The sequence below is a fragment of the uncultured Campylobacter sp. genome, assembly GCF_937921625.1.
Taxonomy (GTDB): domain Bacteria; phylum Campylobacterota; class Campylobacteria; order Campylobacterales; family Campylobacteraceae; genus Campylobacter_B.
Window position 1 is genome coordinate 1 of the sequence record NZ_CAKZTI010000035.1, and the last position, 18,918, is coordinate 18,918.

Here is an 18,918-nt window from a genome sequence, read left to right on the forward strand (position 1 = left end):
CCGCTCTTTAGGCTGGCTAAGCTTGCGGCTCTGGTTTCGGCGAAGGATTTGGTATTAGAATTTACGCGCGCGCTAGGAGCCGAGGAAGCATCGAATCCTAAATTTAGATAATTGCCGCTTTGATAAATTTTAGGGTTATAGCTTAGACTTACCCCTACATTTAGCGTTGCATGCATATTGGCTGCGTTAGGAGCTATAAGGCTGCCGCTTCCTTGCTTGTTTATCAGATGAATCTCGCTGCTTGGATTAATCGGACTGCTTACTCCGCTTATATAAGCCGTGATATTGCTTACGTTGCTTAGATCGGTATTGGCAGTAGGGTCGCTTAGGGTAAGTACGTTATCTGATGCCCTAATAGAGTTAGGAAGGAAGAAATTTAACCTGTCAAAACCGCTAATATTTTTAGCGCTTAAGGAATTTACTGCCGCAGGAGAGCTATTGCTAGCTCCTATGTTAAGGGTGTTGCCGCCACCGCTTGCGCTTATTACGCCTACATTATGACCGCTGATGAAATTTAACGTATTGTTTGCGCCTGCTGCGTTGATATTTCTAGCGTTAAAATTCTTATCCTCCCCCGCTTTGCCTATATCTATGTTATTTCCGTTAAGACCGCCGGCACCAAGATACTTCTGCAGCTCATCCGCATCGAAATCCCCATTTATGCTCTCGTTAGTCTTAATAAGCTTTTGAATATAAAGCTCCCGCTCATCCTCGCTTATATGCATACCGCCTATGTTTCTGCTAAAGGTATTGGCATCCTTTATGACATAGTTTTTATTTAGCTGAGTTACGTAGCCCTTGTCTTTAAAGCGTGGATCATATCCGGTAAATTTACCGCCTCCGCTTTTATAGGCAAGTGTGTATTTCTTATTATCGCCATCTGGATAGCTTGCATTGTTTAAAGCATTAAATTCTCTTACCGAGTTTACAAATATATCTGTACCGCTTAGATCGGTATTGCCGGAGCCGGTTAAGCTTAAAGCTCTTTTGGTACTAGACGAAGCATCGTTTTCTATCTCGCTAAGGGAGGCTAGGTTAAATTCCAATTTATTGAAATTTGCAAAATTCCCTGCATTTAGGCCATTGCCGGAGTTTGAAGATAGGATATTTAGGCTATTGCCCGAATTGCTAGCGTTTGCGCTAGATACTCCGTATAACGTGCCTGCTACGCTACCGCTTCTGAAATTTACTACGTTGTTGCTACCGCTAGCGACTTCCGCTGCGTAGACGTTGCCAGCAACTTGCGTGTTGCCGTTTAAATTTACAGTGTTGGAGGAGGCAGCGCCGCTAGCTTTTCCGCCGTATACGCTTCCGCCTACGTTTACCGAGTTAAGAGTTATGGTGTTGGAAATCGCGCTGTTTCCCTTGCCGCCTACCGCCATTGCTCCTATGCTGCCGTTGTTGATAGTTACGATATTGGACTTAGCTTCTCCGTTGCTAGTATTGCCGCCGTAAATGCTATTGTGGATTATCGTAGCATTCGTAGTTACGCTATTATCGTGGACGTCCCCGCCGCCGCTACTGCTATGAGTGATGCCCGCATTTACGTACCCCACGTCTATTCCGCTTGCTTCGAAAGTTACGTGGTTATTATAAATTTCTTGCGAGGTAGCGGAATTTGAATATCCGCCATCGATCTCGCCTATGTTGCTTCCGCCATTGATCTTGGTGTGGTTGTCGTGGATGCTGTTGCTTCCATCGGTAGCATCGTCTCTGCCCGAGCTTATGTTTTTACCGCCTAGATTGCCTGCACCATCTTTTACGATTACGGTGTTGCCTTTATTACCGAATAGCTCAGTAGCGCCCGCAGCTTTGTTAGAATTTTGATTTTGCATTAGCTCGCTTTGATCGAAGTTGGGATCTATCCAAGAGCGAGTTAGAGTGCCCTTTTGCATGATTAAATTCTTACTGTTTTCGACCTCGATCGTGGTGCCGGTGATTTGATAGTGATCTTTGTCGGTAATCGTATAAATTTGATTATCTTGCACGGTTTGTGCGGCTCTGGTGATCGTGCCGCCGCCTGAATTATGGATTAGATAGTACTTTCCTTCGTCTAAATCTGATTTTATACCCTCTATCTTTGTGTCGTTTAAATTTGTATTGCCGTTAGTGGTTAGAGTGAGCGGCGCATCAGCTTCGGTAGTGGAATATAGATCGTTAAAATTTATAGAGCCGAAATTCTTAATATCCTTGGCTTTTTTAATGCCGCCGCCGACCCAATTTTCGATATGCAAAGTATTAGTTTTATCTGAATTCTTATTGCTGCCGTAGATTGTACCGCTTATAGTGCCGCCTCTAAAATTTACGTTGCTATTCTCGACGCTGCCGCTTGTAGCGTAGCCCGCAAAGACGTCTCCTGCTATCGTCGTTCTTTCTTTATTGATATAAACGACTGCGTTTTTGACGCTTCCCGCACGTGCGCCATAGACATTGCCTCCGATGTGTACGCCTTTGTTGGAGTCTGACGCTCCTAGAGTAACTCTATCGCCATCCGATTCGCCTGCAATGCCGCTTGCTGCTGCAACATCGCCCTTTACGGTACCTTTGTAAATATCAATTACGCTTCGCGAGCTTGAGGCGCCGCCCAAAGAGCCCGTGACGCTGCCTACGATCGCATCGTCGTTATTGATTTCTACGCGATTTGCGCTCATTGCGCTAGCGCTATTTGCTTGGCCGCCTGCTACTTGGTAATTTTGCGCTTTTAGCTTTGCGCTTATGGATACGGAGTTTGCGCTAGAGTTTCCGCTTCCGCCTGCTGCGCCCCAAATTCTACCACTACCGCTTAAAGTAATAGTGCTTGTGCCGCCGTAATAAGGCGCCGTTATATTGACGCTATTATAGCTGCTTTTTCCCGTGGAGGATTGAGCGCCGAATATATCGAAGCTCCCTCTAAACGTGCCGCCTTTGATAGTTATTCTATTCGATACGGCATCACCGCTACCGCTTACTATGCCGCCTACGATTACATTTGTAACGGAGCCGTTGCCGATAGTGCCTCCGTCGATTGTTACGGCGTTAGAGGAGGCTTCTTTGTCTGCTCCGCTTCTGCCGCCGATGATATTATAATGTCTATTTGAGCTACCGCCGAAGTTATCGGCATTTCCCGTGATTTCGGCGCCGTATTTTACAAAAACCTGATTTCGCGTCGCTTCGCCTTCGTTGCCCGTTTTTGACGCCGCTATGCCTTGCCCGCCCACGACCAAATTTACCTTAGAGCCGTTTTCTAAGCTCACGTAATTATCTGATACCCCCTTGGCCTCGGCGCCTATTGCGATACCCACGTAAGCGTTTGCGCCTCTAATCGTAAGTCTATTGTTGGAGGCGGAGTTTAACTCGGTAAAGTCCGCAATCCCGTCGCCGCTTCCTCCGCCGTAAATCACGCCGCCGGAGTAATCCGTCCCGCCACTTGCAACGCCCGTAATCGTCGTAATATTGCCATTTGGACTGGTGCTTCCGCTGCCGCTAGTATTGCCGCTAAATCCCGCCGAATAGAGGTTATTATGGGTATGGATAAGCGGCGGATTAGAATCTGCGTTGCAAAGCGCTTGTGCGGGCGCTAGTGCGAGCACCGCTGCGAGGCTAAGCATAGAGGAGCAGATGGATTTTTTCATATATTGATCCTTTGAAATTCGTAAAGTTTGCGATTATACATAAAAATAGATCAGTTTGCAATATGAAAATCACTGATCGGTTTTTAAAAGAGGGGGCTACATTTTTAATTTTAAGTAATAAAAATTCACTCTTTGTGCAGAATAAATTCCTGGCTGAAAAATTTAACCTTTTTTTAGTGGGGGGGCATTTTGAGCGGATTACAAGTGGTAAAAAATCCTAGCAAGAGGATTTTTAGTAAAATTTGAAATAATAAAAATCTGAGCTAAATTTATTTTAGCAATTCCAAGCTACGGTAAAATTTATGCAGGGAAAATTTTAAAAGGACGAAACAAAAGTCTGCGCGCTGCAAAACCTACGTAGAATTTATGCAGGATAAATTTTAAACGAGCGAAATTTTATATAAATGCCGTTTCGCCCGCGAAAAAGCTTTTTTGAAAAATTTAAACGAGCAAGATTGCGCGATAAATTTTATGTGATCCCCGCTGCAAGAGCTAAAGCATAGCAAGCAGGAGATAAAATTTACGTGATAAATCTTGCGTGATAAATTTTAAAATAAGCCGCAAATCCTACAAGAAGCTGTAAATTCCATCTAGCAAGAAATACCTTTTATCCGCAGCGCCGTGATAAAATGGGTTAAAAGTCCCCTCGTATGCCTTTTCAAAAAAGCCCTCTTTGCTTAGCTTTATAAGCTCTGCATTGACGAAGTCTAGTAGCTCTTTATTGCCCTTCTGCACTCCAATACCCATAAAATCGGGCTTGCCTAGAGTTTTAAGCGGTACTTCTACCTCGCTATCGACTACCGGATATGCCATTGCGATGAGATTATCGGTCGCGTAGGCGTCCACGTCGCCGTCTTTTAGCATGCGGTAGCACTCCCTGGCGATCTTACAAAATGTAAAATTTCCAAAGCCTTCTTGTTTAAAAAATGCCTCGCCTGTACCGCCGCTTTCGAGCAAAATTCTTTTCTCTTTCAGATCGGCTAAGGATTTTATTCTATCGGCTTTGCGGGTTAAAACTCCAAGATTTACCGAAAAATACGGTGTTGAAAAATCGATCTGCTGCGCGCGTTCAGGCGTAATGGTAATCGTAGCGATGACGATATCTACGCGGTTATTTACTAGTGCTGGAATTCTATCCTCGACCTTCATCGGCACAAGCTCGATTCTGCCGCCTTTTTCGCCGAAAAGATCATTTGCTATGGCCTGTGCCATCGTAACTTCAAAACCCTCGAAAGTTCCATCGTTTAGCTCGCTAAAAGGAGGCTGTCCGTCGTAAACGCCAATGCGAACGACGCCTTTTGATCTGATCTGTTCCAAACTATCGGCAAAAGCAATGATAAATGGTAGCAACATTGTAAGAAGCAATTTCATGGCAAATCCTTAAATTTAATCTCTTTTCCGCTTTCAAACTAAGCAGGAAATTTTATTTACTAAAATTCTAAAAGCCGGACTCAAAATTTAAAGTAAGCTCTTAGAGCATATTATAAATTCCATCTAGCAGAAAATATTTCTTATCCGCCGTACCGCGATAGAATGGATCAAAGCTCTGCTCGTAGGCCTTTTTGAAAAAGCCCTCTTTGCTCAGCTTGATGAGCTCTGCATTGACGAAATCAAGTAGTTCTTTGTTGTCTTTCTGCACGCCGATGCCGATGAAATCGCTAGGGCCTAGGTTTTTAAACGGTACTTCCAAAGTATCATCGATGACGGAATATGCAAGTACTATGAGATTGTCGTTTATATAGCCGTCCGCATCGCCATTTCGAATCATTTCGTAGCATTCCTTAGCCGAAGCGCAATGGCCTAAATTTTTAAATCCTTTGGTTTTGAAAAATCTCTCTGCTACTGTCGCGTCGCCTTCGAATACGATCTTTTTATCATGAAGCTGCGCGATATCGGTAAAAGCGTCGGCTTTGCGCGTTAATACGCCTAAATTTACGGAGAGGTAGGGGAGGGAGAAATCGATCTTTCTTTTTCGTTCGTTGGTGATGCTAAATAGACCGATAACTAAATCAAGCTTATTTGCCTCTAAAAATGGAATTCTATCATTTACGCTTAACGGGATGAACTCGATTTTGCCCTCTTTTTTGCCGAAAATTTCTTTAGCAATAGCGTTTGCAAGATCAATCTCAAATCCTTCAAATTTGCCGCCATTAGACTCGCAAAGCGGTGGATGGGCGTCGCGCACTCCGATGCGAATGACGCCGTTTTGTCTGATTTGATCTAGGCTATCGGCAAAAAGCGCCGCACAAAATAGAGCCGCTATAAAAAGTAGTTTCATTTTATGTCCTTAAAATGGGATTTCGCATATTATCCGCTTATAATAAATGGCATTTTAGTCGAAGGCGTTAGATAAAACACTGCTAAATTCCGTCCTAAAATATAGCATAGAGCCCATCTAGTAAGAAATATTTTTTATCTGCAGCGCCTTGATAAAATGGCTTGAAAGTTTCATCGTAAGAACGTTCGAAAAAGCCTTGCTTGCTAAGTGTAACAAGCTCTTTATTTATCAGATCAAGCAGTTCGGTATTGCCTTTGCGCACCCCGATGCCTAAGAATTCCGGATTACCTAGATTTTGGATTGCTACTTCTAAATTGTCGTCGATAATGGAATAAGCTAGCACGATGAGATTATCGTTAACGTAAGCATCGGCTTTGCCTTGCTTAAGCATATCATAGCATTCGGTAGTAATGGAGCAATGGATTAGATTGTGGATTTTATTTTTATACAAAAAATTTTCTGCCGTAGTCCCGCTACCCTCTACTAGGACCTTTTTGTTTGAAAGATCGTCTATACTTTTGATGCCATCGCTTTTACGTGTCAAAACTCCCAAACTCATCGAAAAATATGGATAAGAAAAGTCGATTTGCCTTTTTCTATCTTGCGTTATCGTGATGGTCGCGACTGCAAGATCTACCTTATCATTTTGTAATGCAGAGATCCTATCGCTGGCGTTTAGAGGGACGAACTCGACTCTACCGCGCTTATCACCGAATATGCTCTTAGCTATAGCGTCTGCAAGGTTAATTTCAAAGCCTTCGAAATTACCACTTTTTTCATCACTAAAAGGTGGCCTACCATCACGAACACCGATTTTAACGACTCCGGCAGATCTGATCTGCTCCAAACTGCCCGCAAAAACACCGTTGCAAAGCGTAAAAATAATACAAAAAAGTAGCTTCATAAACTATCCTTTTCTTAAATTTAATATTATCCCTTAGATATTGCGTGATTTTACCCTAAAATAGTTAAACATAACTTCAATTACATAATACGGATTGCTAAATCGGTAGTAAGTGGGCAAGATTAAAATTTAAGAAACGATAGATAAATTTTATGAAGTGAAATTTAGCCGTAGCGAAATGTGGCGCAGGAAAGTATAAGCTTTGATTAAAATTTATCTATCGTAATTTACGGCGCAGTTTTTGCAGCACCGGCATATAATTTGATTTGGAATTTATCCATCATACCGCTTGCTTTTCGAGCCGGAATTTTACGTCTTGTCCACGCGCCGCATATTTCGCAATAAAATTTTAAAATTTGCTTGGGTTGAAATGCTGTTTTGTGTTATAGAATTTTGCGGTATTTTAAAACTATTTTTCGCCAACTTCTACGATTTTGCTTAGCACGTATTGCTCCAGATCGCGCCTTGGTATGTCGTTTTTGAGCGCTTCGTTGTAGATGTTTTCGACTATGCGGCTGTATTTTTCGTAGGGAAAGTAGAGGAAATGGTTCGCCCATGCGCGTTTGATGAGCTCGTGAGTAAGCTTTTTTCTAGCCCACGCTTTGAAGCAATCAAAGCCGATAAAAACCGCCGACGTCGCTATGATCGTAAATAAAATGGAGAAGTGAAAGTCGATCTTTTCAAACATCGCGTGCGTCAGCGTTATCAAAAACATAACGCAGACGAATGCGAAGCAGGCGAAGATCACGTAGGATTTGCCGTAGTTGAATCTAAAATTTAGCTTCGAAGGATCGACGAGCATTCCGTCGTTAAACTCGGCGTTGGCTTCGAGTAGATCACGGAAGAGTACCGGCTTGTGCGAGACATGAAACATAATTTCTAAAAGCCTATCTTTAAAATTTGATTTATCCATCGGAGCTCCTTCGATTTTTGCGGCATTATATCTTAAATTAAATTGTTATAAGATAAAATAGTGCGAAATTTCAAGGAGAGATTATGTTTGAAATCAGCGGAATGAGCGGCGACGAGATAGTTTATATTAACGGCAAATTTTGCAAAGCCAAAGAGGCTGCGATAAGCCCTTTTGATCGCGGTTTCGTGCTTGGAGACGGCATCTATGAAGTAGCACCCGTGGTAAATTCTAAAATTTGCGACAGAGCGGATTTTTGGGAGCGCTTTGAGCGCAGCGCCGCGCAGATCGAGCTAAAGATTCCGTATTCTCGCGAAAAATATGAGGAAATTTTATATGAACTCATCGTGCAGGGCGGCGTGAGCGAGGGCGCTTTCTACACCCAGATCACAAGAGGTGCGGCGATGCGCGATTTTGACTACGTCCGCGGCATAGAGCCCAGCGTCTTTGCTTTTGTCTATCATACGCAAATTTTTGATAATCCGCTCGCAAAAGAGGGGATCGAGATCGTAAGCCTGCCCGAGATCCGCTGGCACAGGCGCGATATAAAATCGATCTCGCTTTTAGCCCAGTGTATCTTAAAGCACGAGGCCCACAGGGCGGGCGCTTATGAGTGTTTTTTGATCGAGGACGGGCTGGTTACTGAGTGTTCGAGCTCCAGCGCGTTTATCATCAAAGATGACGTCCTTATCACGCGGCCGCTTTCAAACGACATACTGCCCGGCATCCGCCGCAAGGTGATCTTAGGCTTTGCCGAGCAGGCGGGGCTTAGCGTGCAGCAGCGAGCGTTTGGAATGAGCGAGGTTTATGAGGCCGATGAAGCCTTTATCAGCGCGGCGACGCTTATGGTGCTGCCGATCGTAAAAGCAGACGGCAGAGCGATCGGCGGCGGTGCGGTCGGCAAATACGTACCGCGCCTGCGCGAGATGTATGCCGCGCGGCTAAGAGCCGAAGCAGGACTGTAATAGGGCGGTCAAATTTAATTTAAAAATTGTGAGATTATTAGTAATATTTTCTAGCAAAGGAAATTTAAATGGGATTATCAATATTAAAGGAAATAAAAAAGATTATAGGAGAACAAGATGTTAGGCACCAAAATAGTAATGGATGAGGCTAAAATTATACGCGAAGGCAGATGTGATCTGGCTAGAGTGTATCAAATAATCGATAAATTTGCACAGGAGTGTAACCTCGTAAAAAAGGATAAATTTACCTATCTTTGTAAGGAAGACGACGAGCAGGATCTTCCGCACCTTGGTAAATTTACGCATTTTAAGCTAATGGATCAAAAATTTTTTCGCGATAACGTGAAAGATTGGATATGGTTGGATAGCGAGGAAGGTGATAGAAATCTTATAGATACTATACACGAATTTGAACGCGAAGGATATTTTAAATGAGCGTTCGCGTCCGTAAAGCCATAAATTTTGATTTAGATACCAAATCTTTAAAGGAGTAGTTATGAAAGGATCTAAAATAGTCCTAGACGAGGACAAAATTCTACGCGAAGGCAAGTATAATCTAGCCAAAGTGTATCAATCGATCGATCGTCTTGCGCGGGAGTGTAACCTAGTAAAAAAGGATAAATTTACTTATCTTTGCAAGGAAGACGATGAACGGGACTTTCCGCATTTAGGTAAATTCACGCATTTTGGATTAATGGATCAAAAGTGGTTTATGGAAAATTTGATCGAATGGACTTGGCTCGATAGCGAGGAAGGCGACAGCAATTTAATTGCAGATTATATAGAGTTAAAAGAAGAAGGAATTTTTAAATGAATGCTCGTAAATTTATAAATTTTGATTTAGATACCAAAGCTCTGAAAGAATTCTATCCGGGCAAAGATTATCGTGTAGCTTATAGCAAAATTAAAGTTTTTATGGAAAACAACGGTTTTGAGCATAAACAATCGAGTGGATACATATCGATAAAACCGATGAAGGAAAGCCAGATCAATAAGATTATTTTAAGAATGGTGCATCAATTTCCTTGGCTAAGTAAATGTGTGAATAGGTTTGACGTAACGACGATATGGTCGATACGATTAAAAGATATATCCGCGCGCGAGGATACATTTGAAGCAGCCGAACCGCCTATACAAGATACTCAGGGCGATAGCGGTGTTTTATCCCGGATACGCAACACTCTTGATGAAAGCGATCGGTAAGCGGATATATTTAAAAGCTTTGGCTTTAACGATGAAGCCAAAGCTTCACAAACGAAAATTCAAAGACGGTTATGAAAATATGTATAACGATAGCTAAGTTATACATATTTTCATAACTTAATAATATAATAATGATAAAGGTATAAAAAATGGATAATTCGTTTAAAATTTATCATAATGAAACTAAAATAGGCAAAATGAAAGTATATGCAATAGGAAAAAACGAAACATATTATTTTTCATACGATGAAAATTGGATTAAAAATGGATTTGAAATAGATCCGAATTTACCTTTAAAAGATACTGAATTTATTTCAAAAGACCTTTGGGGCGTATTTTGCGATATAAGCCCCGATAGGTGGGGGCGGCTTATTCAAAAAAGAAAAGCAGGAAGTGAACTTACAAATAGCGAATATCTAATTGGCGTAAGCGATTATTTTAGAATAGGTTCTATAAGGATAAAAAAAGGAGATGAATTTGTATCGTCCAAAACTAATGTTCCAAAACTTACAAGTATAAATGAACTTTGTACATCGGCATATAGAATAGAGCAAGGCGAAAGCTTGGATAGTGATATAAAAAACTTATTGGCACCGAGCGGTAGTTTGGGCGGAGCTAGACCTAAGGCTAGTATTATTAAAAATAACGAACTGTATATTGCTAAATTTCCGTCAATAAAAGACGAATATAGACAAATTTCAAAGTGCGAACAAACTATGTTGGAAGTGGCAAAAGTAGCAAAAATAAATGTTTGTGAAGCAGAACTTTATGAAACAATGAAAGGAACGGCATTGCTTGTTAAAAGATTTGATAGAGCGAGCGATAAAAGAATACCGTATAAATCAGCAATGACGCTTTTGGGTGTTAAAGACGGAGAAACAAACAATGAAAAGAGCTATATAGATTTAGCTTTCATGTTAGATAGCAAGAACAAAAAAGAGCTATTTCGTAGAATGGTCTTCAATGGTTTATTCGGTAATACGGACGATCATTTGAGAAACCATGGCGTTTTGTACGACGAAAACACAAAGACTTGGAATTTGAGCCCCGCTTTCGATATAACGCCAGAAACCATAAGCTATTCAAAACAAAATCACGCACTAAATTTTATAGATTTTGTAAATTTGCCTTCCGTTGAACTATTTGATGAAATAAAAGACTTTTTCGATATAAATGAGAAAGAGTTTGAAGAAATTTTATCAGATATGTTAATTGCAAGAGACGAATTTGAAAAAATAGCTAAAAAAAATGGAATAAATAGCGATAATTTGAAAATGTTAAAAAATAATTACGAACACGAAGATTTTGAAAAAATTAGAGGAATTGTGAAACGATACGATATTGAAGAGACTTTTGGGATTAAAATGGATAGTATTGACCCAAACGATACTACTGCTATGGATAAAATTAAAGCAAAATATAAGTCTGAGAATTCTAACGTTGATACTGATAAAAATGATGGCAATAAGCCGAGAAATAAAAATAGAAATCGGATGTATTAGTAAGATGTTACATCAAAGGAGAGGATAAAAGATGCTTGGCACCAAAATAGTAATGGATGAGGCTAAAATTATACGCGAAGGCAGGTGTGATCTAGCTAAAGTGTATCAAATAATCGATCGCTTTGCGCAGGAGTGTAACCTAGTAAAAAAGGATAAATTTACCTATCTTTGTAAGGAAGATGATGAGCAGGACTTTCCGCATTTAAGTAAATTTACGCATTTTGGGCTAATGGATCAAAAATGGTTCATGGAAAATTTGATCGAATGGATTTGGCTCGATAGTGAGGAAGGAGACGGAGATCTAATAGCTGGTTACAATAGGCTAAAAAAGAAAGGGGTCTTTAAATGAAACCTGTCCGCAAAGCCATAAATTTTGATCTTGCTATCAAAGAGGCAAAAATTCAAAGGCTCATCATAGGGCGAGTGCGGCAAAAGCTGTCTAGGCGTTAGGCGACGCAAAGGCTAAAAGGAATTTTAGATATTTTCTAAGGAGAGGCGATGAAAAAGCTAACGACAAATTTATCTATGATAAGCATACCGATAGAGCAATCACAAGCCGTCAAAAAAAATACTTGAGGACTTAAACGAAGCTTTAAATTTAGGAGCGAGTATAGTCGAAACCAGCGAGGTATCTGATGATGAAGCTAAAAGCAAAGTAAAAAATGCTAAAAAATTTATCGGCGTGGCGGATCATATTACCGCGACAGATGAGGAAATCAAAGAAGTCAGAGCCTTGACTAGATTAAGAATCTAAAATAAAGGCGTATTATGCAGACACAAGAATTTGTAAAATTCGAGCTCAATATACCAAAAGAGCGTCAGGATCTAATAGATGTAGCTAAGTTGTTGTTTGAAAAAGTTAAGGATTTTAAAAGGTTAGACAATATAAACGTTACAAACAATAATGAGGAAGTGCTAAGTGATGATATAGAAAATAATGAAAGGATCAAAGAATTTAAACAGCTTTTTAGCGGTTTCGTCGTGAAAGAAATACCAAAGAAAGAGGATTTAGATTATATTAGGATAAAAAGATACGTCAAATAAAAGCGCCCTAACGCCTGATGAGTAAAGGAGATAAGCATGCAATTAAGCAAAGATGAGCAAATCGCGATAGCAAAAAATATTCTAAAGACTTGCTATTGGGGCAATACGAATTATACTCCCGAGTATATAGTAGAAAATATTCATAATAAATTTTTTGCTAGAAAAATTTTCTCCGCGATTTTGGAAAATTCTAAATTTATGACGATGGATTTAGCCATTATGGATGAACGCTTTGTGGTGGAATTTTTAAAAGATTGGCAAAATAAGCCTATAAATTTTAATAAAGAAAGAACGAGATTGAGGCTAGATGCTTTAATAAACGCCTATATCGACAGCTCGTATCAGCTAAGGGATATGAGATGGAACTAAAAAAATACTACGATAAGCTATACCTAGCGCAAGATAAAATTTTAAATTTACTCGCCGAAAGCTCTTGCTATCTTTATCTGGCAGGCGAAACGGCACTTCATAGATTTGTTTTAGAGGGCACTAGATATTCGGATGACATAGATCTATTTACCGGCGCTAAAGATGTATCCGCCAAAGACGAAATGGTTAAGTTCGTAAGATTTTTAAAACAAAGTGGCGTCGTATTCGACATTGTGGTAGATTCTTCAAATTTTAAGCGTCTAATCGTCAAGGATACGGGCGTAGATTTAAAGATCGATATGGTTTATGACGTTACGGAACATATAGGGGATTTTGACCGCAAACACGGCTTTTTAGTGGATAATATCGAAAACATTTTAGTAAATAAATACGATTTTGCATTATCAAGGGAACAGAGCAGAGATATTTTTGATATATACACAATTATAAAAAATAGTGATGTGGATCTGCTAAAGGGTGTGAAAAATTTAAGCAAAAAGAGCGCGAGCGAGCCGGAGGTGATATGCGCTAGGGTTAAAAGCTTTCCCAAAGAGATGATAGAGGCAAAGGACATAAGAGCTAAAAGCGATGCAGTTTTGCAAGACTTTATGGATAATTATAAAGCGACTTTTGATGAATTTTTTAACTTGCAAAAAGCGCTAAACTCCGCGTTTAAAGGACAGGGGCTATGAAAAATTTATATATTTTCGCAGGCATAAACGGCGCGGGTAAATCGACATTTTATATAAATCAACTAGAGAGCGACTATTTTTACGGCACTAGAATCAATTCTGACGAAATCGTTAAGGAATTTGGAGACTGGAAAAATAAAAAGGATCAAAATAGAGCCGGCAAAATAGCGCTCAAGCTTAGAGAGTCTTACCTGCGCAGGGGAATAGATTTTAACGTAGAAACTACGCTAAGCGGTCGCGGCATAGTTAGATTTATAAGCGCTGCAAAAGCGTCCGGGTATAGGATAACGCTCTTTTATGTGGGTCTTGAAAGCGTTGATCTGTCAAAGCAAAGAGTAGCCATTAGGGCACAAAAGAACGGCCATAGCATAGAGGAAGCCATATTGGAACGTAGATATTCGCAGAGCTTCGATAACCTCGCTAAAGTGATTCCGTTTTGCGAGGAGATATATTTTTATGACAATAGCAGAGAAATTTTAAACGAGGAAGATCAGAAATTTTCGAATTTACGCCTGATAGCCAAGAAAGAAAACGGCGAAATCATAACGCTTGGTAAAGTATTGTGGCTTGAAGATGTTTTAAAAAATATGAGTGAAGACTACTCCGCCGTCAAAGAGTTTCAAAAAGAGGGTAGAGCTTATACTAATAAAAAATTTCAAGAGAAAGAATAGAAACAGCAGCTAAAATAGAATTTGCAAAGTATTGAAAATCAGTTGGTTTTTACGAGGAAATTTTAAAAAGGAAGAGAGGGCACAACCGCCACGTACCTCTTCCTCTAAAGTTATTATAGCATTTTGCTCTGATAAGAACATAAATTTAAAAAGTTTTGCGCAGAACAGAGGCATCAAACGAATAAAAATTTAATTTTATGAGAATTTTAAGAAAGATGGAGAAAAACTGGGAATTTATAACGTTACCTTTAACGATAAAAGGGCTACGCCCGTAACTATCAACCCAGATATTGCCTTGGTTGAGAATGCGGTCATAGATACGGTCGTTATGTATGTTAAGGGTTGGCATAACATAAAAAGAGATAAGGGGATTGGTGCAGAGCATCTGAAATATCATTTAAAACAAGGAGCAATAGGTGAGGTTAGCCTAGAAGAGTTACTTAATTTAGGTAGAAGTCTAAGAAAATATATGAAAATTTTTGGGGAACCATTTTTAGAAGATAAAACTAAAACCGGAAAAGTATTTGAGTGGCAAGATTCCGACGGGATTAGATTTAGAGTAACTATGGATAGCAAAAGACAAGCTGGGGAGGAGGGTCTAATTACGCCGCTATCCCTCCCCAATGACGTCATTATAACATTCTATTCTGATAGAAACCTAAAAGAAAGAACGGTTTTTAAAAACCCGGCAGTACGGGAATTTTATGAATCTAAAGAGCTCGAAGACGTCGCAATAGAGTAGACTGATTTCCGTGGGAGAATCGGATTTGAGAATTTTAATTTGTAAGACTGATTGGTTTACAAAAATTTAAAATTTTAAAGTCGCACGAATTCTAAAATAGACTAAAATTTAAGTCTAGTTATGCGTTGCCGCAATTTACACCGCAAATATCATTAAATTTAAAACGCCGCAAAATTTCAAAATTCTATGCAAAATCACGACTGCAATTTTTTAAATTTATTCCACCTTTTGATCCGAAATTTTATAAAATTCATTCTCTTGATAAAATTTCACTACAGCCTCGTCTGCGCTTGCGCTGCGCTGCAAATACCGCAACAACGGCTCCGTGCGCGTATATATCACGCCAAGCCCCGCAAGGCTCGTCGCACGCGAAAGCGCCACGTAGAGCTGCCCTTTGGCAAAGATCCTGTCGATGTCGCAGATGAGCTGCGGGATGCTCATGCCTTGGGATTTGTGGATCGTGATGGCGTATGCGAGCTTGAGTGGGAATTGATAATACCGCGCCAGCACGATCTGCTCGGCATCCGCGCCGCTTGCGGCGATCTCGCTTAGTTCGTATGTTTGCAGCCCTACGCGGCTTAGTATGCCCGAGGGCTTTTTTACGACCACGCTTTCGATCTCGCCGCCGGAACTTTTTTCGATCTTTTCGACGACGCCTTGCTCGCCGTTAAAAAACTCGCCGCTTTTGTTTGCGGTAAACAGCACCTTTGCACCCTCTTTCAGCGTCAGACTTTGCGGCGCGTTTAGCGAGGCGATCCATTTTTGAATTTTTTGCTCGCTCACGCCGCTTTGTAGCGCTTCATAAATACCCTCAAAGCTGCTCTGCGGCGCATTAAGCTCGGCTAGTCTGGCGTTATTTATCGCATCTACTTCGGCGTTTCGGCCCGAGATTATCGTGGCATCTGGTTCTGCTCGCGCGGCATCGATGATCAAAGATCGCATCAGCTCCGCCGTCTGCTCGCTTGGGGTGCCGAGCCGCAGCTCGCAAAGCAGGCGGTATAGTGCCGCATCTGCAGTGCGCTTAGAGCCTATCATCTCGACGTAAAAAAACTCGCACTGCTTCCACGCGTACGAGCCGAAGGCGTAATCCGAGTCGCTAAATAGGCTCGCGCGCGGCGCGCTCTCGCCCTCTTTGCGCACCGGCGGAAGCTGATAAAAATCACCCGTAACAAGCAGCCGCCCGTTAAATTTAGAGCTTGAAATTCTAAGATAGATCATCTCGAAAAGCTCGGCGCCGATCATTGAAATTTCATCGATCACGATGAGATCCGCGAGGGCTAAAATTTTTCGCAGCTCGCTTAACTTGCCGCTTTGTTTGCGATCGAAGCTTTTTAGCTCCTCGTGGTTTTTGCAAATGCCGAAGCGGAAGAAGCTATGCACGGTCACGCCGCCGATCTCTACGGCGCTGATGCCGGTGCTGCCAAGCACGATGACGAGCTTGCCGCGAGCGCGGTAATTTTCGATGAGCTCTTTTATTACGTAGCTTTTGCCCACGCCTGCGCCGCCCGTGATAAAAATATTGCGATCTTTTAGCTTTTGGATGATGAAATTTATCAAGTTTTTTCCTGTTTTTTGGCAAAATTATAGCCAAAATTTTTTAAAAGGCATTTTGTTTGAAACGACTAGTATCTCTTATCTTTGCGGCTTTAATCCTTGCAGGTTGCGGTAAAACCGTCCATAAATTTATCCCGGAAAATCCCGCGGTTTTAGATCTCGAATACGCTCAAAACAGCGAGCGGCTGCCCGCTCCTGCGTCGGTGCAAAACATAAGCGGAAGCGCGTTTAAGAGCCGCTATTTTAAAATTTGGTTTGACGATGCGCCGATTAAAGCCGAAATCGATACGTTTTGGGGGCTTAATTATGCCAAGGGACGCCACTTTGACGCCGCAGGCAGGATATATAACGACGCGATCTATCAGAGCATCCGCGCAAACGCCAATGAAGAGGCATTTGGGCTAATATCTGAGCCCGCTATAACGGTAAAAAACGCGCTGCTGCGAAATATCCCAAGCGACTTGCCTATTTTCGGCGATCCGAGCGAGCCGGGGGAAGGCGAGCCGTTTGATTACGCCGCAAATTCCGCCGTGGGCGTGGGCTATCCGATGCTGCTGTCGCATTACAGTAGAGACGGTGTGTGGGCGTTCGTGCGCAACGACGGCGTGTGGGGCTGGATAAGAAGCGATGCGATAAAGCGCATCAGTCCTCAGCAGGCGGATATCTACGCAAATTCTAAATTTATAACGATCCTGCGCGACGGCGCCGCCATTTATGACGTAAACGGCGCGGAGCTTTTTAGAGCGCGTACAGGCACGATCCTGCCGTATGATTTTAGCGGCGAGCGCGATCTTGGCGGCACGCTCGGCGTACGGAGCGTATTTAGCGGCGAAATTTTAACCCAGTTTGGCGGCAAGAGATATTTCGTTAGCGCGGAGGATGCGAAGCTCTGGCCTGCGCCGCTTGATGAGCAGAACTCAAAGATCGTAGCCGCTAGCCTGCTCGGGCAGAAATACGGCTGGGGCGGGTATAAATTTCTTCGCGATTGCTCGCTTATGACGAAAGATTTTTTGGCAAATTTCGGGCTGTGGCTGCCGCGAAATTCTAAGGCGCAATCGGGTCGCGGCGAGCGTTTTTCGCTGGCGGGGATGAGCGCGGACGAAAAGCTTAACTTCATCGGCAAAAACGGCGTGGCGTATAAAACCCTGCTGTATATGCCTGGCCACGTGATGCTCTACGTAGGGCAGGTGGGCGGCAAGCCTGCGGTGCTGCACGATATCTGGGGGCTTCGCACGATAGATGGCGGGCGCGCGGTCATCGGACGTACGGCGATTACGTCGCTTACTATCGGCTCGGATCGCGCGGACATCGCCGAGGATCGCCTGCTGATCTCGCGTATCAGCGCTATGAGCGTGCTTTCGGGCGAGGATGACGCTATTTCGGACGATCGGTTCGCTCCTGAGGATCCGAGCACCCTGTCTGCGTATGCGAGCGGAAATTAGGCTGCTTGCGGATATGGGCGTGAATTGGACTTCGCTTAGCAGCCGTCGTCATAGTTTGCTTTTGCCGTTGGTGGAGTCGCGCGCTTGACGATGCTGCGGTGCATGCAGGCGCAAATTTAAAATGGCGTTTAGGTGCTGCGCCATTTTAAATTTAGCCTAGACGGCGAGCAAATTTGAAATTTCGGGCTTAAATTTAGTCTAAATTTAAGCCTATATCTCGCAGTCTTTAAAATTTCGGGAGAAATTTTAAAATTAGCCCGCAAGTCCGGTTAAAATTTAAAGCGCTATCTAAATTTACACTCCTGCTTTAAAGCTCAATCGCGCGCCGCTTCCCTTAAAAGAACAAAAAATATCTCGGCGTCTTGCGTTTATACTTTAGATACTCCCGCCCGTAGGCTTGCTCGCAGTAGCGCTCCTCGCCGAGAACCACGAGATGGTTGTATATGGCAAAGGGCACTATCACTATGAGTAGCCACAGCGACGCCGAAGCGATACAAACGCCCGCCATGCCGAGGAAATAAAAGCAATACATCGGATTGCGCGATAGGCGGTAGATGCCGCCTTGTGCGGCCTTGTCCGCAGGGGCTGCCGCATAGTCGTAAAATGCCTTGATGAAGCCCACGAAAGCCGCTACATAGACCACTGCTCCGATCCAAAACCACGCGCTGCCCGTCTTAAGCGGCACGAACAACGACAAAATGAGCAGCGCTACTTGCAGCAGCGAGCTTATGATCGCATTTCGCTTATCCGCGAGCGTGTACCATGAGGTATCGGTGGCGCGCTTGCCGACCTCCTTGTAGATAAACATATACGCGAACTGTATCAGCACCATCGCAAATGAGGGTATCCAAGCGCCCGCTAGAGAAGGCTCAAGCGTCGTAAAAAATGAAATTTCCATGACCGCCCCCTTTGCTTTAAATTTTATCTCGCAGCTTTGTTTTGCCCTTGTTTGCTTATCGTTGCTTTGTCCTTTTTCACCCGCCGCGGGTTTAAATTTTACTCCGCCTAGCACCGCCCGTCTGACATACTGC

Annotated in this window: 19 protein-coding genes; 12 read left to right on the plus strand and 7 right to left on the minus strand. The window is 42.5% G+C overall.

Annotated features, from left to right (window positions below; genetic code table 11):
* The 5 genes from Q0101_RS05310 to Q0101_RS05330 form a co-directional block, all read right to left on the minus strand.
* Positions 1 to 3,611, minus strand: a 3,611-nt coding sequence (locus tag Q0101_RS05310; RefSeq protein ID WP_297943019.1) for a hypothetical protein, incomplete at its 3' end; no start/stop codon positions are given.
* A 567-nt stretch (positions 3,612 to 4,178) separates the two neighbouring features.
* Positions 4,179 to 4,982 (minus strand): transporter substrate-binding domain-containing protein, encoded by an 804-nt coding sequence (locus tag Q0101_RS05315; RefSeq protein WP_297943021.1) that lies wholly within the window; start codon positions 4,980 to 4,982, stop codon positions 4,179 to 4,181.
* A 100-nt stretch (positions 4,983 to 5,082) separates the two neighbouring features.
* Positions 5,083 to 5,889 carry a transporter substrate-binding domain-containing protein gene (locus tag Q0101_RS05320; RefSeq protein ID WP_297943023.1) on the minus strand — a complete coding sequence of 269 codons (807 nt, stop codon included), beginning with the start codon at positions 5,887 to 5,889 and terminating at the stop codon, positions 5,083 to 5,085.
* Positions 5,890 to 5,983: 94 nt separating this feature from the next.
* Positions 5,984 to 6,793 carry a transporter substrate-binding domain-containing protein gene (locus Q0101_RS05325; protein WP_297943024.1) on the minus strand — a complete coding sequence of 270 codons (810 nt, stop codon included), beginning with the start codon at positions 6,791 to 6,793 and terminating at the stop codon, positions 5,984 to 5,986.
* Between the two features lie 409 nt (positions 6,794 to 7,202).
* Positions 7,203 to 7,706 carry a hypothetical protein gene (locus tag Q0101_RS05330; RefSeq protein WP_297943026.1) on the minus strand — a complete coding sequence of 168 codons (504 nt, stop codon included), beginning with the start codon at positions 7,704 to 7,706 and terminating at the stop codon, positions 7,203 to 7,205.
* Positions 7,707 to 7,789: 83 nt separating this feature from the next.
* On the opposite strand from Q0101_RS05330, the gene Q0101_RS05335 reads away from it, so the two are divergent.
* The 11 genes from Q0101_RS05335 to Q0101_RS05385 all read left to right on the plus strand — a co-directional run bounded on the left by Q0101_RS05335 (position 7,790) and on the right by Q0101_RS05385 (position 14,891).
* Entirely contained in the window at positions 7,790 to 8,668 is an 879-nt protein-coding gene (locus Q0101_RS05335; RefSeq protein WP_297943027.1) for an aminotransferase class IV, read from the plus strand.
* A gap of 117 nt (positions 8,669 to 8,785) precedes the next feature.
* Positions 8,786 to 9,103 (plus strand): hypothetical protein, encoded by a 318-nt coding sequence (locus Q0101_RS05340; protein WP_297943029.1) that lies wholly within the window; start codon positions 8,786 to 8,788, stop codon positions 9,101 to 9,103.
* 61 nt (positions 9,104 to 9,164) lie between these two features.
* Positions 9,165 to 9,482, plus strand: a complete 318-nt coding sequence (locus tag Q0101_RS05345; RefSeq protein ID WP_297943031.1) for a hypothetical protein — start codon at positions 9,165 to 9,167, stop codon at positions 9,480 to 9,482.
* Entirely contained in the window at positions 9,479 to 9,871 is a 393-nt protein-coding gene (vapD, locus tag Q0101_RS05350; RefSeq protein WP_297943033.1) for a VapD family protein, read from the plus strand. Before Q0101_RS05345 ends, vapD begins: the two co-directional genes overlap by 4 nt.
* Before the next feature lie 149 nt (positions 9,872 to 10,020).
* On the plus strand, positions 10,021 to 11,373 hold the full coding sequence (locus Q0101_RS05355) for a type II toxin-antitoxin system HipA family toxin (protein WP_297943035.1): 1,353 nt from the start codon (positions 10,021 to 10,023) through the stop codon (positions 11,371 to 11,373).
* A gap of 31 nt (positions 11,374 to 11,404) precedes the next feature.
* Positions 11,405 to 11,722, plus strand: coding sequence for a hypothetical protein (locus Q0101_RS05360; protein WP_297942272.1), 318 nt, complete (start codon positions 11,405 to 11,407; stop codon positions 11,720 to 11,722).
* A gap of 419 nt (positions 11,723 to 12,141) precedes the next feature.
* Positions 12,142 to 12,417: a hypothetical protein gene (locus Q0101_RS05365; RefSeq protein WP_297942268.1), complete on the plus strand. Its 276-nt coding sequence runs from the start codon at positions 12,142 to 12,144 to the stop codon at positions 12,415 to 12,417.
* A 36-nt stretch (positions 12,418 to 12,453) separates the two neighbouring features.
* Positions 12,454 to 12,786 (plus strand): hypothetical protein, encoded by a 333-nt coding sequence (locus Q0101_RS05370; protein ID WP_297942266.1) that lies wholly within the window; start codon positions 12,454 to 12,456, stop codon positions 12,784 to 12,786.
* Positions 12,777 to 13,478, plus strand: coding sequence for a nucleotidyl transferase AbiEii/AbiGii toxin family protein (locus Q0101_RS05375; RefSeq protein WP_297943038.1), 702 nt, complete (start codon positions 12,777 to 12,779; stop codon positions 13,476 to 13,478). Before Q0101_RS05370 ends, Q0101_RS05375 begins: the two co-directional genes overlap by 10 nt.
* Positions 13,475 to 14,149, plus strand: coding sequence for an AAA family ATPase (locus Q0101_RS05380; RefSeq protein ID WP_297943040.1), 675 nt, complete (start codon positions 13,475 to 13,477; stop codon positions 14,147 to 14,149). The genes Q0101_RS05375 and Q0101_RS05380 overlap by 4 nt, the downstream gene beginning before the upstream one ends.
* Before the next feature lie 295 nt (positions 14,150 to 14,444).
* Positions 14,445 to 14,891 (plus strand): hypothetical protein, encoded by a 447-nt coding sequence (locus tag Q0101_RS05385; protein WP_297943042.1) that lies wholly within the window; start codon positions 14,445 to 14,447, stop codon positions 14,889 to 14,891.
* 216 nt (positions 14,892 to 15,107) lie between these two features.
* On the opposite strand, the gene Q0101_RS05390 is transcribed toward Q0101_RS05385, so the two are convergent.
* Complete coding sequence (locus Q0101_RS05390; RefSeq protein ID WP_297943044.1) at positions 15,108 to 16,448, minus strand: AAA family ATPase; 1,341 nt, start codon at positions 16,446 to 16,448, stop codon at positions 15,108 to 15,110.
* A 56-nt stretch (positions 16,449 to 16,504) separates the two neighbouring features.
* Between Q0101_RS05390 and Q0101_RS05395 the strand changes: the two genes are divergently transcribed.
* A complete protein-coding gene (locus tag Q0101_RS05395) occupies positions 16,505 to 17,887 on the plus strand; it encodes an SH3 domain-containing C40 family peptidase (protein ID WP_297943046.1) in 1,383 nt (460 codons plus the stop codon).
* Positions 17,888 to 18,221: 334 nt separating this feature from the next.
* Here the strand turns inward: Q0101_RS05395 and Q0101_RS05400 are convergent, their stop codons facing one another.
* Positions 18,222 to 18,785: an isoprenylcysteine carboxylmethyltransferase family protein gene (locus Q0101_RS05400; RefSeq protein WP_297943048.1), complete on the minus strand. Its 564-nt coding sequence runs from the start codon at positions 18,783 to 18,785 to the stop codon at positions 18,222 to 18,224.
* Positions 18,786 to 18,918: the final 133 nt, after the last annotated feature.